This is a genomic window from Bacillus thermotolerans, from assembly GCF_000812025.2.
Classification (GTDB): Bacteria; Bacillota; Bacilli; order Bacillales; family Domibacillaceae; genus Quasibacillus; species Quasibacillus thermotolerans.
Map to the genome: position 1 here is coordinate 1 of NZ_JWJE02000048.1, position 16,741 is coordinate 16,741.

Below are 16,741 nucleotides of genomic sequence, written 5' to 3' on the forward strand. Positions count from 1 at the left end.
GACAAGCTGATGGGAAGCATCATACATGTGAAGATAGAACGCCCGGTTTTGTTCAATTTCCTGGTAGGTGTGAGAAAAGAACATAAAAAAATCTCCTCTTTCATGTATTCTGAGGAGATTCTACATATTTTTTCATTGCTTGTCCATTGACAGAAGACTTTATCAACAGAATGAAAGATGGTGCAAACTTTGATGTTTGCACCATCTTTTTGTTTCCTGTCTAAAGGAACAACTATTAAATCTAAATGGTCTATATTCTTCTTTATGGTTATAGGTTTTGGGAAACTCATCTTGGCATTCAAAGCTTCCTTTCAATTCGTATTTCTTTGTTTTAGATTTCGCAAGATCTTCACTGTTGTTCTGAAGTTTATTCATTTCTTCTTCTTTTAAAGGCGCTTATTGTTCGCCGCACAATGATAATATTGTGCGGCTATTTCGTGCGTGGTATGATAATTCAAATCTAGTTGAAGAATGATAAGAAATAAGATTCGTTCTCTAGGAAGGGGGTTGGATTGTGTTACAAGATAGATTAAAAGAGGTAGACGCTCCACCAGCTTGGCTGCAAAGCTACATTCGTTCTCCAGAAAAACAACAGCAATTATATAAAAGAACATTGATGGTTGTTGTAATATCCCAAATTTTTGGAGGAGCGGGACTGGCCGCGGGAATAACCGTAGGGGCACTTCTAGCCCAAGACATGCTCGGTACGGATAGTGTAACGGGCATTCCTACAGCATTATTTACTCTAGGATCAGCAGGGGCTGCCTTGCTTGTAGGGCGGCTGTCTCAACGGTTTGGCCGTCGTTCTGGACTTGCGGCAGGATTTTTGGCTGGGGGTCTCGGTGCCATTGGCGTCATCCTTTCAGCCTTAACAAATAGTATTCTGCTTTTATTTGCTTCACTGCTTATCTATGGAGCTGGATCAGCCACCAATTTACAGGCGCGCTACGCAGGAACTGACTTGGCAAATTCCACACAACGGGCAAAGGCTGTTAGTGTAGCCTTGGTTTCCACCACATTCGGTGCTGTGGCAGGCCCAAACCTGGTAGATGTCATGGGCGGGTTTGCTATATCGATAGGAGTTCCTGCTTTAGCTGGCCCATTTATATTAGCTGCCGCGGCTTACATACTTGCTGGGTTGGTTCTCTTGGCTTTCCTTCGTCCTGATCCCTTTATTGTGGCAAAAGCCATATCTGAGGCTCAAAGAACAAACAGTCATTCACTTTCAGAGAAAAATCCTGATTGGTTATCGATAAACAGGCGAGGTATTTTTGCGGGGGCTGCAGTCATGGTTCTAACTCAATTTGTGATGACGGCCATTATGACGATGACACCGATACATATGGGACATCATGGACACGGGCTGAGTGAAGTAGGACTTGTGATTGGATTCCACATAGGAGCTATGTTTTTGCCTTCATTAGTTACTGGTTATCTTGTGGATAAAATTGGCCGCGCTGTTATGGCGGTGGCTTCGGCTGTTACGCTGCTTGCTTCTGGCCTTTTAGCCGCGATGGGGCCTGCTGATTCGATAGCCGCGCTCATTACAGCCCTGGCTTTGCTTGGGCTCGGTTGGAATTTTGGTTTAATTAGCGGCACAGCTATTCTTGTAGATGCCACTCCGCCGGCTACTCGGGCTAAAACGCAGGGGGCTGTAGATGTTTGGATTGCTCTATCAGGCGCATTAGGAGGAGTCTTATCCGGAGTGATTATGGCCGGTTCAAGTTATTCCACATTGTCACTTCTTGGAGGCACCTTAACCTTATTGCTGATTCCGATCGTCATTTGGTCTCGTCAACACAAAATATGACTACCCATTTTAGTGCTTTTGGGCAGTGATGGATTAGTTAGTCGATGTTGACAGATCCGTGAGAATGTATAAAAATGAGCACATCTTAATTTGGAGGTTTTTGTTTGTTCAACTTATGTTTAGAGCTGATAGGTACTTTCTCTTAATAAATAAAACCTTTAAGGAGAGTGTCTACTCATGGAAAAATACTTTTATGAAGCGTTCGAAGGACTGGCACGTTTGGCTCCCGGCAGCGAACAATCAACAAAAAAAGCAGCTGCATTAGTAAATGTAGATAAAGAAAAAGAATTAAATATTCTAGATATAGGGTGCGGAACTGGCATTCATACATTGATTTTAGCTGAAGTATTTCCCAATGCCCGCATAACAGCCATTGATACAAGTCAATCATTCTTGGATATGTTAAAGAAACATCTTCACAAGAAAGGGTTAGAGGACAGAATAACTGTCCTGAATGCTTCCATGTTTGAGATGGACTTTCCCAAAGAAACATTTGATCTCATCTGGGCAGAAGGCTCGATTTATATTGCAGGATTTCAAGAAGGTCTCAAGCAGTGGAAACCTTTATTAAAGCGGAATGGCTATCTAGTATGCAGTGAAATTTCATGGCTGCACGCGAAGCCTTCTGAGGAAAGTAAAGAGTTTTGGATGCAAGGGTATCCAGAGATTAATACTATTTCCAATAAAGTCAATCAACTCATTGACCTGGAATACGCCTATGCTTTTTCATTTGTTTTGCCGAAGGAAGACTGGCTAGAATATTATCATCCGCTTGAGCGTCGTCTCAAAGAGATGGAAGACAAATATAATGATACCCCTGCGGCTTTGAATGTGGTAAATATGATTAGACAGGAAATCAATCTTTACCATCATCATTTTCATGATTACAGTTATGTGTTCTACGGAATGAAAAAAATATAATAGAGAGATTCGGGGAATTGATTGCTACATCAATTCCCGTTTTTAATGCAAGGAGCCATTGCAGAGCAGTATAGCTGCCAAATGATTCATTTTACATCTGCCAAATCAGAATCCATTTTGATTAATCTCTTTTTCAAAATGGATTCTTTTTTATGGTTCGTACACTACAATGCCTGTCTGTGAGCTGCTTTTATAAAACTATACACTTACATGAATGATCGAGCGATAAATAAAGAGACTCCAGAACCTCCTTGACAAGTCCAGCTGTCACGCATTCGTCATCAGGCTTCAAGTTTTTGCCTTCCCACGGTTATGAAGAAAGGTATAGGGCCATAATAAGGAAAAGAAGGGGCGTGACACGATGTACAAAGGACAGGAACGGCGGCTCATGTGGCTCGCCTTTATTGTCGCAGCCATTATGCTGCTGTCTATCGTTGGGAGGATCTTCGGAGGCTGAATGAAAGCTCCACATCCGAGGCTCCCGTTACTACGCAAGGAGGTTGGGCTCCATGGCAAATGAGGAAGCGGTTTTCTTTTCAAGGGCACTCACGGAACTGACGCTCAGCTTCCATATCATCTATGCCACCATCGGCGTGGGGGTGCCCCTTATGATTATGATCGCCCAGTGGGTAGGGATCCAAAAGAACGATGAGCACTATATTTTGCTTGCGCGAAGGTGGGCACGCGGATTCGTCATTACTGTGGCAGTAGGAGTTGTCACGGGAACGGCGATTGGCATGCAGCTGTCTCTCTTATGGCCGAACTTTATGGAGCTCGCCGGCCAGGTCATTGCCCTGCCGTTGTTTATGGAAACGTTCGCATTCTTCTTTGAAGCGATTTTTCTCGGTATCTATCTATATACATGGGACCGGTTTGATAACCAGAAGAAGCACTTGCTGCTGCTCGTGCCAGTGGCGTTAGGGGCGTCATTTTCGGCTGTTTTTATTACCATCGTGAATGCATTTATGAACGCACCGCAGGGCTTCGACGTCATGAACGGACAGCTCGTGAACATTCAGCCGGTACTGGCGATGTTTAACCCGGCCATGCCGACGAAGGTGGCGCATGTCGTCATTACGGCTTACATGACCGCCGCGTTTGTCCTGGCTGCCATTGCCGCATTTCGATTGCTCAAAGGCTCTGATCACATCTATCACAAAAAAGCCCTTTACTTAACTATGAAGCTTGGCCTTATCTTTTCCATTGGCGCTTTACTGATTGGAGATCTGTCAGGGAAATACCTTGCTGCCTACCAGCCGGAGAAGCTGGCGGCGGCCGAGTGGCATTTTGAAACGGAGGGAGAAGCGCCGCTTATGCTGTATGGTGTGCTTGATGGGGAAGAAGTCAAATATGCGATCAAAATTCCGTTTGCACTCAGCATTCTTGCGCACTCCAATCCTTCAGCAGAAGTCACCGGACTGAATGAATTTCCAGAGGATGAAATTCCGCCGCTTTACGTCCACTATCTGTTTGATACGATGGTCACGATTGGGATGTTCATGATCCTTCTATCGGGGCTGTACTGGATTGGGATGAAGCGGAACTGGACCTTTATCCAGTCGCGCTGGTTCCGCTGGCTGATCGTCGCCGGCGGGCCGCTCACCATTATCGCCATTGAAGCCGGCTGGTGGTATGCGGAAGTCGGGCGCCAGCCGTGGATTCTACATGGCCTCATGAGAGTACCGGAAGCGGCCACGACAAGCGGACACGTCGGCACGATGCTGTACCTGTTCGCCTTCTTGTATTTAATTCTCGGTGTCGGCAGTGTCGTCGTCCTTACCCGCATGTTCCGAAAAAACCCGGTGGAACGAGAAATTTTAGACCGTGAAGCGGAGAAGACGGCAGAACGACAGACAAAAGGCGGTGATGAAGAATGACACTTGAAATTGTAGGCATTACGGTGCTGATCAGCTTTCTCTTTGGCTATGTGATCGTTGGCTCCATTGATTTTGGCGCAGGGTTCTTTAACGCCTACAGCCTCCTGACCGGAAAGGATCGGATTTTGACGAACGTCATTCAGCGCTATCTCTCGCCGGTATGGGAAGTCACCAATGTCTTTCTTGTGTTCTTTTTCGTCGGGATTGTCGGATTTTTCCCGTCGACGGCCTTCTATTATGGAACGGTTCTCCTTGTCCCGTTGAGCCTGTCACTCCTGCTTCTCGGTATTCGCGGCTCGTACTACGCCTTTGAAACATATGGCGCACGAGGTCACAAGGGCTATTCGTTCATGTATGGAGCAGCAGGCATTCTCCTGCCCGCTTCCCTGTCGATTGTTCTCACGATCTCAGAGGGCGGTTTTGTTGAAATGGTGGACGGACAGCCGATTCTCAACTACCGCGAGCTCTTCATGAGTCCGCTTACATGGTCAATCGTCGTCCTGAGCATCGCTGCCGTTCTTTATGTTTCCGCCGTCTTCCTCACATGGTACGCCAACGAAGCAGGCGACCGGGAAGCGACCGACCTCCTTCGAAAGTATGCACTGATCTGGTCATTGCCGACCATCATCACGGCTTCCGGGATTATATGGGAGCTTCGTGCGCACAACACGGAACACTACGAGAGCTTGCTGGATCTCTGGTGGATGTTCGCTTTATCATTTCTGCTTTTTATTGGGACGGTGTGGCTTTTGTGGAAGCGGAAGAACTACGGACTGGCGTTCTGGCTCCTCATCGGCCAATTTGCGCTGGCTTTCTATGCATACGGCATTTCACATTATCCGTACTTGCTTTATCCGCACCTGACCATCTATGACGGGTTCACGAACACGGCGATGGCTGCCGCGCTTGTTATCGCATTTATCCTCGGTTTTTGCCTGCTGATTCCGTCGCTTTTCTTGCTGCTTCGGCTGTTTTTGTTTAACAAGGAGTATGTAAGAGGGCGGAAGGAAGATGAACATGCCTGATGGAAGGGAAGGAGGAACCACTGCATGCAGGAATTTCTGATGTTCTATGCTCCATTTATCGTCCTGATCGGTGCGATCATCTTGGCTTTTATCTCGGCCGTGATGGACAAGCCGGTGTCAAAGGGAGAGGCAGAGAGAAAATAGGCTTGAAAGGGGCTGTCTCATAAGCTGGGGTAGCCTAATATGCAATCCGCCTAAGAGGTAAGAGCGGGAAAGCATCTTTAAGGTAGTGAGTTTGCTAGAATGACCACTATGCAGCCTTCATTTTTAATAAATAGGGGAGTAGAACATGGAAAATAACGTTTTTGAACAGCTGGCCAAAAGATATGATACGGAAGAAAGAATGGCATTAGCTAAAGTGATCGTCGAGGAAGTAAGATCAGCATTACAAAATAGTCAATCAAAATCCCTAATAGACTATGGGAGCGGGACGGGCCTTGTTAGTTTAGAGCTATCAGATTTAGTCGATTCTATGTTGCTGGTCGATTCATCCAAGCAAATGCTGGAGGTGGCGAAAGCTAAAATTTCTCAAAAAGGAATGACCAACGCAAAAGTTCTCCATTCAGATTTTACTCAAGAGACTCCTGAACTTAAGGCAGACATCGTCTTAATGTCACTCGTCCTTCTTCACATTCCGGATACTAAAAGGATTTTACAACAGCTGTTCAGCATCTTAAATGATGGCGGCAAGCTCATCATTATTGACTTTGACAAAAACGATAACATCAATCATCCAACCGTTCATAACGGTTTTTCACATGAAGAACTGAAAAAAGGATTAGCCGAAGTTGGGTTTACATCAATTGAAATGAAGACATTTCATCACGGTCATCGCATTTTTATGAATCAGGATGCTTCCATGTTTATAGGCAGCAGTATAAAGTGATTGTTTGTTCTTTCCTTCGTTCACTTTGTCCCTAAAAAACCATGTATATTAACCAGGCTAATGACATGTTGAAGTGTCATTGGCCTAGTTAGGATTCTAAGGCAGGCTTAACTAAGTGTTAAGTTAAGTTTACTATTACCTATTATGGTATAATAAGAGTGTAAAAATTCTGAACTTAGGGGGCGAGAAGTTGAAAAGGTTAAGCATTAAAGAGATTCATAAGGGGTTTAGAGCGAAGGAATTTTCACCGACAGAGTTTGTCAAAGAGTATACGAAGGACATAAAAAAGAAAAATGACAGCTACAATGCGTTTCTTGCGATTTTAGAAGAGAAGGCCGTGTTGGATGCCGAAGCGGTTGAAAAAAGGTTAATGTCTGGTGAAGATATCCGAGTATTAGAGGGGATTCCCGTCTCCTATAAAGATTTTATTCATACGAAAGGCATCCCTACCACGTATGGGGGAGAAATTGATCGTCACCATGTTCCTGAAGATAATGCCAGCGTAGTTGTCCAATTGAACCAGGCAGGCGCTGTAAACGTTGGAAAGACGAACCTGCACGAATATGCATTTGGCATCACTTCGAACAACCCGCACTATGGGCCTGTCCGCAATCCATGGAATACAGAATTCACTCCTGGCGGCTCAAGCGGCGGTTCGGCGGCTGCGGTAGCGGCCAACATGTCGGTTGTATCCATCGGTACGGATACGGGCGGGTCGATTCGTATTCCGAGCGCTTCCTGCGGCTTAGTCGGATTGAAGCCTACATATGATTTATTAGATTCAAAGGGTGTTTTTAATATCTCCTGGTCACTCGATCATATCGGCCCGATTACAGCGAATGTAGAAGACAACGCGTTAGTAATGAAGGCGCTGACCGATACCAGCTATGAAGAGGATTTAACTACCGACATTCGAGGATTAAGAGTGGGCGTACCAGTGAACTATTTTAATGAGCGTATCGAGAGCGAAGTAAAAGCCCAATTTGAAGAGTCGCTGAAACGCCTGGAAAAGTTAGGTGCTATTTTAATAGATGTAGACATGTCTATGGCGAACGCGGCACTTCCGCATACCTTCACGCTGGCGGGATGCGAAGCGGTATATATTCATAAAGATAGAATGGAGCGCTCCATAGATCAATACGGCGCTGACGTTCGCGGTGTCCTGGAGGCGAGCGCAGAAATTAAAAGCGTAGATTACATTACTGCCTTAAAGGAACGCACTAACATTTCGCAGCAGGTGGATAACGTATTCGCTAACATTGATGTGTTGGTGACCCCGACTGTGCCTGCCGTAACAAAGCCGATTGGGGTGGAGGAGGTTCTCTTTAACGGGAAGCCTGAGCCGATCTTTAACTGTATGATCCGCTATACGAGCTTGTTTAATATTACGGGGCACCCGGCGATGAGCCTTCCAGTTGGCTATTCAAGCGACAAGCTGCCGATCGGCATTCAGCTCGTTGGAAAGAAACATCGGGAGGACCTGTTATTTAAAGCAAGCTATGCGTATGAACAGCACTACCTGCAGCCGTTTTATGAGGAAAGAGACCGGATTTGTATAGGCGAGCCTGTTCAGTTTTAAGTGTTTAGAAGTTATCAATTCTAACGATCTGTTTCCAGCCAGAAAAACTAAAGATAAAAAAGAAAATCACTGCCTTGTCTGGTTGGACAGGGCAGTGATTTTCTGAAATCAAATATGCTGAAATTATATTTTATGTCATCAGCTGACGTCTCCTAGTTTCACCGTTTTTATGCGATATTTAAAATTGTTGGAGGGATTTTAAATGGCCTAAAGAACGGTGAAACCGAGAGCCTGCTGCTTATGTTCAATATTAATTTCGAATAAGGTAGTCAAAGGCGCTCAATGCGGTTGTCGCACCTGAGCCCATGGAAATGATGATCTGGTTATAAGCGCTGTCTGTACAATCTCCTGCAGCAAATACGCCAGGTAACGTAGTCGCTCCACGCTTATCTACCACAATTTCACCGATACGGTTGCGCTCGAGTGTACCCTCTAGCCATTCCGTATTTGGCACAAGTCCGATTTGGACAAATACGCCTTGTAATTCGATATGGCTTTCCTCGCCTGTTTCACGATCAGTGTAAGTAAGGCCAGTTACATTATCAGTGCCGGTAATTTCTTGAGTGGCAGCGTTCGTGATAACCGTTACATTCGGCAGGCTGTGAAGACGCTCCTGCAGAACTTGGTCCGCTTTTAGCTCTGGGCCGAATTCAAGAACTGTGACATGTTTCACAATCCCTGCCAGGTCAATCGCCGCTTCAACGCCAGAGTTGCCGCCGCCAATTACCGCTACGTCCTTGCCTGCGAATAATGGACCATCACAGTGAGGGCAGTAAGCGACGCCTTTGTTTTTAAGCTCCTGTTCGCCAGGGACGTTAATATTCCGCCAGCGGGCACCTGTTGAAATGATCACGCTTTTACTCTTCAGAACCGCTCCATTTTCAAGCTCCACTTCGAAGAGGTCTTTCTTTTCTAAACGCTTCGCACGCTGTAAATCCATGACGTCAATATTGTATTCTTTAACATGCTCTTCAAGAGCCTGTGCAAGCTTAGGTCCTTCAGTCGCTTTGACACTGATAAAGTTTTCAATGCTTAGTGTGTCAAGGATCTGTCCACCAAAGCGTTCCGCCACAATTCCTGTGCGGATTCCTTTACGTGCCGCATAGATAGCTGCACTTGCGCCAGCTGGTCCGCCGCCAACCACAAGGACATCGTACGGATCTTTATCTTTGAAATCCTCCGCGCTTAAGCCTTCGCCCAATTTAGCGAGAATTTCTTGAAGAGAAATACGACCGCCGTTCCAGAACTCGCCATTTAAGAAAACAGCTGGTACGGCCATCACATTTTTGCTTTCCACCTCTTCTTTAAAGGCAGCTCCATCAATCATCGTGTGCGTAACGTTAGGGTTAAGCACACTGATAATGTTCAGTGCTTGTACAACGTCCGGGCAGTTGTGGCAAGTTAAGCTGACGTATGTTTCAAAGTGATACTCGCCGTCAATGCTTTTGATTTGATCAATTACATTTTGCTCTACTTTCGGAGCTCGTCCACTCACCTGCAGCAGGGCTAGAACTAAAGAAGTAAATTCATGTCCTAGCGGGACACCGGCAAATGTGATGCCAGTTTCTTCACCGACACGATTGATGCTGAAGCTTGGTGTTCTAGTTAATTCTGCTTGTTCGACAGTGATTTTAGATGACAGGGAAGCTAGCTCATCAACGAGAGCTAGCATTTCCTTTGAGACGTCATCTGAACCTGCACTGACTTTAAGCACAATGTCGTTTTCTAGTAGTTGAAGATACTGGTTTAATTGTGACTTAATTTCCGCGTCCAGTGCCATAAATCATCGGCCTCCTTAAATTTTACCTACAAGGTCAAGGCTTGGCTTAAGTGTTTCTTCGCCTTCTTGCCATTTAGCCGGGCAAACTTCACCTGGGTTGTTGCGAACATATTGTGCTGCTTTAATTTTGTTGATAAGCGTGCTTGCGTCACGGCCAATGCCATCTGCATTAATTTCAACCGCTTGGATGACACCATCAGGATCGATGATGAATGTACCGCGATCCGCTTGACCTAATTCTTCAATAAACACATCAAAGTTGCGAGAAAGAACGTGTGCAGGGTCACCAATCATTGTGTAAGTAATTTTGCCGATCGCCTCTGATGTATCGTGCCATGCTTTATGTGTGAAATGAGAATCTCTTGAAACAGAGAATACTTCAACGCCAAGCTCTTGAAGTGCAGGATATTGTTCTTGAAGATCTTCAAGCTCAGTTGGGCAAACGAATGTAAAGTCTGCTGGGTAGAAGCAAACGACACTCCAATGACCTTTGAAGTCGTTTTCTGTTACTTCAAGAAAATCTCCGTTTCTGTAAGCTTGTGCTGTAAATGGTTGTACTTCTTTTCCGATTAAAGACATAATCCAATTCCTCCTTATTTTTTAAAAAAACCATAACAATTTAAAGTGATAACTAAATTGTTGTGATTTTTTATTTATAATAATTATTATTAGAAAGTGATTGTTTTGTCAACAAAAAACGACAATGTTTTTTGCAACCTGGATTTTTAAAGAACCAGCCTAGAAAGAGGGAAGGAATAAGAAACGCGCAATTGACGGTGTTTTGCAGGAGAGCGGGTGAGGTTAAATTTCTCATTTTGCACGGTAATTAATAATTACTCTCACACGTTTAATGAGAAGACAAAGCAGGCTTTTGCAGCTGAGCCTGTTCCATTGGAAGGGGAGATAATGTGCCTGAAATGTTGTATGCCTCGAGCTTTTTATGAAAATTAGGGTGAAACATTTTACAGGTAACGGAGTTTGCTATACGATGATAAAAGGGTTTAAATTATTCAGAATATTTTATCAACAATTTCTAATGCTATTTTTAAAAAGGGGATGGAAGCATGCATTACAAGCCAAGTGAGAATGATCATGGATTAAAGTATACGCCCTTTAAATCCTGTGTCGTGCCAAGGCCGATTGGGTGGATTTCCACTATCAGCAAGGATGGGGTTGCTAACCTTGCGCCGTACAGCCAGTTTCAAAACTTAAGCTTTGATCCGCCGCGTGTGATGATTGCGATCAATCAACGGGATGAACAGTTAAGAAAGGATACGGCGGTCAATATTGAGCAGACAGGAGAATTCGTCTACAATATGGCCACCTTTGATTTGCGCGAGGCTGTCAACATAACGTCTCAATCATGCCCGCCGGAAGTAGACGAGTTTGAAGCGGCAGGACTCACAAAGGTTGAATCCCATACGGATGATCTATTCATCCCGCTTTATTCTCAGTATTTATAAGACTGCCCGCCGTCGATTGGGATAACCGCTGCATTGATGAAGCTGGACTGGTCAGACAGCAGGAAGGCCACTAAATAACCGACTTCTTCGGGTTTGCCGAAACGCTTCATCGGATTTGGCTCAACGAATTGTTTGCCTACTTCTTCCCAGTCGTAGGGGTCCATTTGTTTTAATGATCCCTCGACCATCGGTGTCATGATGGCGCCCGGGGCAATGGCATTGATATTGATGCCATACTGACCATATTCAATACCCGAGTTTCTTGTTAACCCGACCACGCCGTGCTTGCTGGCTGCATAGCCGGATTGATTTCCTACCCCGCGAATTCCGCCAACAGAAGCCGTATTCACAATCGAGCCGGAGCCTTGTTCTTTCATCACTTTTAATACGTATTTCATCCCATAAAACACACCGTTTAAGTTGATGCTAACGACTTTTTGGAACTCATCAATACCAAAATCCTCGGTTAGATTTTGTTTTCCTTCGATTCCTGCGTTGTTGAAGAAACTATCGATTCTCCCGAACTTCTCCACTGTTTCATTGACATAGTTTTCAACCGCTTTCTCATCTGCCACATTCGCCGTGATCAGCAGTACTTCTGCGTTTGGGGCAACTTCTGACACCTTACTTTTAGTTTCTTCCAACGAGGCAGCATTTACATCAACGAGTGAAAGCTTTGCGCCTTCCTTTGCTAATTGCAAAGCAGAGGCTTGACCTAAACCAGATCCCGCCCCTGTAATTAACACGACTTTTCCATCAAAACGATTGCCCATTTGAAGCTTCCTCCTTCATGATGATCGTAAGAAACGATAAATACCTTATTGTCAGATATCCCTTTGAATGACCCTTATTTAAAGTCCCCCTAAATCAAGGATTTATGACGGGCGGCATTCTTGCCAGCAAGCCTATAGTTGCCGGTATTGTACCGGTGGCTGGCTGTTTATTTTGAGCAGGCCTGCGCCAGCCGAAGATCGAAAGAAAATCTAACCTTTATTACCAATATTTTCTTCAAATGGGTCTATAGTTATGGTATGTTAGGTAGTAGGATGGAATCGTTTGAATGCAAAACTTAGCAGCAGAACGATATCATGACACCTTTAATGCAAATTTTGTAGAAATATATAAGACTAGCAATAGGGAGGATCAGAGAGTGCGCAGGCGCAAGAGGCTAAATACGAGGGGGAAAATTGCGGTTTCCATTCTTTTAACCATCATGATTGTACTATTATCCGGATTGGCCGGTCATGACGAAAAGAAAGCAATAAACGAAGGGGACTTTAACATAGAGAATTCACTGGACGTGCTGTCGTTTTCTTCAGAGCCAGTGGCAGCTTTTGCTGATTCCACGTTAAGCCAATCGATTATTGAAAAGGAAAGCGAAGAAAGAGAAGCTGCCCGAGAAAAAGAGGTGGCCAGGCAAAATAAGATAGATCAAGAGGAGCATGCGATTTACCTTACGTTTGATGATGGGCCAACCAATGTTTCAGACCAATTACTAGACCTCTTAGACGAGTATGAAATGAAAGCCACCTTTTTCATGGTGGGCCCAAGGATAGAAGAATATCCTGAAGTGGTAAACCGCATGCATGAGGAAGGTTTTGGACTTGCCCTTCACAGCATGACACACGATGCAGGAAAGCTTTACAGCAGTCCATCTGCTCCATCAGAAGAAATGATAGAGAATCAGAAAGTTTTGGAGGACGTAACAGGGGTACGTTCGGACCTTATCCGTCTGCCTTATGGAAGTATTCCGTATTTAACGGAAGACATGCGCTACATACTGGATCAGAATGACTTTATCGTTTGGGATTGGAATGTAGACAGTCTTGACTGGGAATTAAGAGATGAACGCTATGTTCAGCACACGATTGAAAAAATAGAGAAGAAGGAGCAGGAAGGAAAAACTCCCGTTGTCCTTCTTCATGATAAGCCGGAGACCATAAAGTATTTACCAGACTTACTATCGTATATTAAGAAAGAAGGCTATAAAACGAAGGTATTGACTAGCGATCTGCCACCATTAACCTTCTCATGTGATGGGCGCTGCTATCCGGCCTCTGGCGTAGCGGCAGGGGGTGAGGTTGATTGAATAGACTGCTAGCATTTGCGGTTATGTTAAGTGTTGCTGTGTTTCTCACGGGCTGTCATTCTGATGAAAAGCAGGCGGCCAAAATACACGAAGCAGTAAAGGAATCTGCAGAGTTTGAACAGCATTTTGTCGCGAATCAACTAGAACTATATGAAGCTAGAAAAAAGGCGCAGCTCGTATACATGGACCTCATTGACCTTGACATCCATGATGAGGACGTTATTCACGAAAAGATAGAGGAAGCCAACACCTACACGGAAAAACAACAGAAGTTATTAGAAGAAGCGAAAGAAAACTTCCAAAAGGCTTACGAGAAGTCAGTGAAGATGGAGAAGAATATCAAAAGGATTCAAGATGAACATCAAAAGAATCAAGCATCAAAACTGCTCACAATTATGAACAAACGAAAAGAGCTGATGGATGCCTTTTTTGAAGATTACCATGAAAACCTGGCATTACAGAAGTCGTTTTATCAACATCTTGCAGACGGAAAGCTCAGCATCGAAACCCTTGATGAACAGGTTGATGAGATGAACAAACGCAGCCAGGAAATGGGCGAGATTATGCAGGAATTTAACCAGTACACAAAGCAGTATGTGGAAGTAGAGAAAGGCTATTATGAAATGAATCAGGGGAAAGCCTAATACGTTATCGTGATATTTTGAACAAGCATAGGCTGTTGCGTTCGGGGAACTTGTAAGAAGGCCGCCGGTATTATTATGTACCGACGGTCTTTTTGTATTGTGGAAGTGTTTCACTCCCTCAGCTTCGGGAACGTTTATACTGAGATCGCTATTCATTTGGCGGTATTCAATTGCCAACCCGTATTAAATTTTCTTATAATTTAGAAAAGGAGGTATATAATGGCCGAGACAACGGCGGTAAAACGGCGGGGAAAGGAAGAACAGAGAACGAAGCGACCAGAGACGATAAAGCAGGCACGATCATCGGACCAACGACATAAGAATGTCGTGTACAGGACGAGGGATTTAAATCTATGGTATGGGAATCATCATGCTTTGAAAAACATTCATCTTGATATTATGGAAAATGACGTGACAGCTATTATTGGTCCTTCAGGCTGCGGGAAATCCACGTATATTAAGACATTGAACCGAATGATTGAGCTTGTACAGGGGGCCAGAACATCCGGGGAGATTTCCTACAGAGGGAAAGACATTTTGGATGATGCCTACAGGGTGGAAGAACTGCGAACGAAGGTGGGAATGGTCTTTCAAAAGCCCAATCCGTTTCCTAAATCCGTGTATGAGAACGTCGTATACGGCGCCAGGGTTCACGGGATCCGCGACAAAAAGACTCTCAATTACATGGCGGAAAAAAGCTTAAGAGGGGCAGCGCTTTGGGATGAGGTCAAAGACCGTTTGAATGAGAATGCGTACGGGCTGTCTGGCGGTCAGCATCAGAGGCTTTGTATTGCCCGCTGCCTAGCCATTGAGCCTGATGTGATTTTAATGGATGAACCGACCTCTGCACTCGACCCGGTGTCTACGCTGAAGGTGGAAGAATTAATGCAAAACTTAAAAAAAGATTACAGCATTATTATCGTCACACAACATGCAGCAGGCCGCCCGGATCTCTGATAAGACCGCCTTCTTTCTCAATGGAGAAGTGATCGAGTTCTCGGATACCGGCAAACTGTTTTCCAAACCGGATGACCGGAGAACAGAAGATTATATCACGGGAAGATTCGGCTGATTGGTTAATGGATGCACATATACTCGGCTCGAGGTACAAGGAAGAGGGGGATGTAAGGATGACGATTCGAAAAAACTTTGCCGTTCAATTAAATAATCTTCAGGACAAGCTAATGGAACTGGGCGGGTTCACTCAACAGGCATTGCGCCGTTCCATGGAAGCCTTGGAAACACAAAACGTAGAGCTGGCTTTAGAAGTGATGGAAGATGACGCAAGAGCGAATATGCTGGAGGAAGAAATCAACGATATGGCGGTTTGGTGTATCGCCCAGCAGCAGCCCGTCGCATCGGATTTGCGCCGAATTATCGGAGTGATTAAAATCGCAACGGCTGTCGAAAGGATTGCAGATTACGCGGTCAATATCGCGAAGTCCACGATCCGGATTGGGGATGAGCCTCATATCCAGTCTCTCGACAACATTCGAGAGATGCACCGCATGCTGGAGGAAATGCTGACTTTGTCGCTGGGGGCATTTCAGGAGGAAGATATTGAAAAGGCTAGAAGAGTGGCGGAAATGGATGACAGGGTGGACGACCTGTACGGAGAAACGATCAGAAGCTACCTCTCCCTCAATCAAACCCGTCCGGACACACTTCCACAAGTCACCCAGTTTGCTTTTGTTTGCCGCTTTTTAGAAAGAGGCGCGGACCACTGTACCAATATTGCCGAAAACGTGTACTATTTAGTTACCGGCAAAAGGTATGACCTCAATAGCTAGGAAAAGCCGTTCAGTTTAAATACGATCGAAGGCCAGCTAGAATCATCTTTAGCTGGTTTTTTGTATGGGTGGCTATAAGGGTTCTGGTCTTCCTTCTTAGAAGAAATGATTAACAAAAAACAAGCTGCCTTACAGCATGTATCATAAGGCTGTGCTTTTCGTGTTTATCCCATCTATGGTGCTGACGAATATGCATGCGCCATATATTATTATGTAGGCTAGCTCTAAAGGAAGGGAAGGCTCGCTCATCCATGGATTGGTGATAACCATCCACTGGCCAATAAATGAAAAGAGGAGTCGCACTGTGAAAAGCATCCTATTGATTCTCCTTTTACAGCTCTTGTACGTTCCTTGTTTCGCGATCCGCACTATTTTTCTTGTCAAGCAGCTGCGGATGCAGGCTGCGATGTTAGGATTTCTAGAATCGTTAATCTATGTATTCGGCCTGTCTCTTGTATTCAACGGCGAACAGAGCTTCATGAGCATGTTCGTTTACGCGGTCGGCTTTGGGGCAGGCATCTTAATAGGCACAGCGATTGAAGAGCACTTGGCCATCGGATATACGACGATTCAAGTGAATCTTCCTTCTAAAAACCAGCCGCTCATCGATCAATTAAGGGAGGAAGGATACGGGGTGACTGTATTCGGCGGGGAAGGCCGGGACAGTATCCGGTATAAACTAGAGGTGTTAACGAAACGAAATCAGGAAGAGGGCTTGTATGAATTGATCGAAGAATTTGAGCCGCAGGCGTTCATTATTTCTTATGAACCACGAAAATTCAAAGGCGGCTATTTGTTAAAGGCGATGAAAAAAAGAAAGAGGAAGAAGGAGAAAAAGGTGACAGCGAAAGCGGAATAAGCGAAAAAGCCGTCTATC

14 protein-coding genes and 2 pseudogenes are annotated in these 16,741 nt (G+C 44.8%); 13 read left to right on the forward strand and 3 right to left on the reverse strand.

Annotation, left to right across the window (positions count from 1 at the left end; all coding sequences use genetic code 11):
* The first annotated feature begins 514 nt into the window (after positions 1-514).
* From QY97_RS15045 to QY97_RS15070, 7 genes are all read left to right on the forward strand, one after another.
* Positions 515-1,810 carry an MFS transporter gene (locus tag QY97_RS15045; RefSeq protein WP_232506325.1) on the forward strand — a complete coding sequence of 432 codons (1,296 nt, stop codon included), beginning with the start codon at positions 515-517 and terminating at the stop codon, positions 1,808-1,810.
* 177 nt (positions 1,811-1,987) lie between these two features.
* Positions 1,988-2,731, forward strand: coding sequence for a class I SAM-dependent methyltransferase (locus QY97_RS15050; protein WP_039236344.1), 744 nt, complete (start codon positions 1,988-1,990; stop codon positions 2,729-2,731).
* Positions 2,732-3,240: 509 nt separating this feature from the next.
* Positions 3,241-4,608: a cytochrome ubiquinol oxidase subunit I gene (locus QY97_RS15055; RefSeq protein WP_039236348.1), complete on the forward strand. Its 1,368-nt coding sequence runs from the start codon at positions 3,241-3,243 to the stop codon at positions 4,606-4,608.
* Positions 4,605-5,633 (forward strand): cytochrome d ubiquinol oxidase subunit II, encoded by a 1,029-nt coding sequence (locus QY97_RS15060; protein ID WP_039236349.1) that lies wholly within the window; start codon positions 4,605-4,607, stop codon positions 5,631-5,633. Before QY97_RS15055 ends, QY97_RS15060 begins: the two co-directional genes overlap by 4 nt.
* A 24-nt stretch (positions 5,634-5,657) precedes the next feature.
* The gene (gene cydS, locus QY97_RS21160; RefSeq protein ID WP_408606283.1) at positions 5,658-5,777 is read left to right on the forward strand and encodes a cytochrome bd oxidase small subunit CydS; all 120 of its coding nucleotides are present in this window, start codon (positions 5,658-5,660) and stop codon (positions 5,775-5,777) included.
* A gap of 145 nt (positions 5,778-5,922) precedes the next feature.
* The gene (locus tag QY97_RS15065; protein WP_039236352.1) at positions 5,923-6,519 is read left to right on the forward strand and encodes a class I SAM-dependent methyltransferase; all 597 of its coding nucleotides are present in this window, start codon (positions 5,923-5,925) and stop codon (positions 6,517-6,519) included.
* Positions 6,520-6,709: 190 nt separating this feature from the next.
* Positions 6,710-8,098, forward strand: a complete 1,389-nt coding sequence (locus tag QY97_RS15070) for an amidase (protein WP_039236356.1) — start codon at positions 6,710-6,712, stop codon at positions 8,096-8,098.
* 250 nt (positions 8,099-8,348) lie between these two features.
* Here QY97_RS15070 and ahpF read toward each other — a convergent pair whose 3' ends face one another.
* Together ahpF and ahpC are read right to left on the reverse strand one after the other, a co-directional pair.
* Entirely contained in the window at positions 8,349-9,878 is a 1,530-nt protein-coding gene (gene ahpF, locus QY97_RS15075) for an alkyl hydroperoxide reductase subunit F (RefSeq protein WP_039236358.1), read from the reverse strand.
* Positions 9,879-9,893: 15 nt separating this feature from the next.
* Complete coding sequence (ahpC, locus tag QY97_RS15080; RefSeq protein ID WP_039236361.1) at positions 9,894-10,457, reverse strand: alkyl hydroperoxide reductase subunit C; 564 nt, start codon at positions 10,455-10,457, stop codon at positions 9,894-9,896.
* Between the two features lie 485 nt (positions 10,458-10,942).
* Here ahpC and QY97_RS15085 point away from each other — a divergent pair.
* A pseudogene (locus QY97_RS15085) lies at positions 10,943-11,293 on the forward strand (flavin reductase family protein); the annotation flags it as partial.
* Positions 11,294-11,328: 35 nt separating this feature from the next.
* On the opposite strand, the gene QY97_RS15090 reads toward QY97_RS15085, so the two are convergent.
* Positions 11,329-12,114, reverse strand: a complete 786-nt coding sequence (locus QY97_RS15090; protein WP_039236364.1) for a glucose 1-dehydrogenase — start codon at positions 12,112-12,114, stop codon at positions 11,329-11,331.
* Positions 12,115-12,491: 377 nt separating this feature from the next.
* On the opposite strand from QY97_RS15090, the gene QY97_RS15095 reads away from it, so the two are divergent.
* The 5 genes and pseudogenes from QY97_RS15095 to QY97_RS15115 all read left to right on the forward strand — a co-directional run bounded on the left by QY97_RS15095 (position 12,492) and on the right by QY97_RS15115 (position 16,723).
* The gene (locus QY97_RS15095; RefSeq protein WP_232506327.1) at positions 12,492-13,430 is read left to right on the forward strand and encodes a polysaccharide deacetylase family protein; all 939 of its coding nucleotides are present in this window, start codon (positions 12,492-12,494) and stop codon (positions 13,428-13,430) included.
* On the forward strand, positions 13,427-14,074 hold the full coding sequence (locus QY97_RS15100) for a YkyA family protein (RefSeq protein ID WP_052728992.1): 648 nt from the start codon (positions 13,427-13,429) through the stop codon (positions 14,072-14,074). Before QY97_RS15095 ends, QY97_RS15100 begins: the two co-directional genes overlap by 4 nt.
* A 219-nt stretch (positions 14,075-14,293) precedes the next feature.
* Positions 14,294-15,146: pseudogene (gene pstB / locus QY97_RS15105) on the forward strand (phosphate ABC transporter ATP-binding protein PstB).
* Between the two features lie 58 nt (positions 15,147-15,204).
* A complete protein-coding gene (phoU, locus tag QY97_RS15110; RefSeq protein WP_039236368.1) occupies positions 15,205-15,864 on the forward strand; it encodes a phosphate signaling complex protein PhoU in 660 nt (219 codons plus the stop codon).
* A gap of 304 nt (positions 15,865-16,168) precedes the next feature.
* The gene (locus QY97_RS15115; protein ID WP_039236371.1) at positions 16,169-16,723 is read left to right on the forward strand and encodes a DUF2179 domain-containing protein; all 555 of its coding nucleotides are present in this window, start codon (positions 16,169-16,171) and stop codon (positions 16,721-16,723) included.
* Positions 16,724-16,741: the final 18 nt, after the last annotated feature.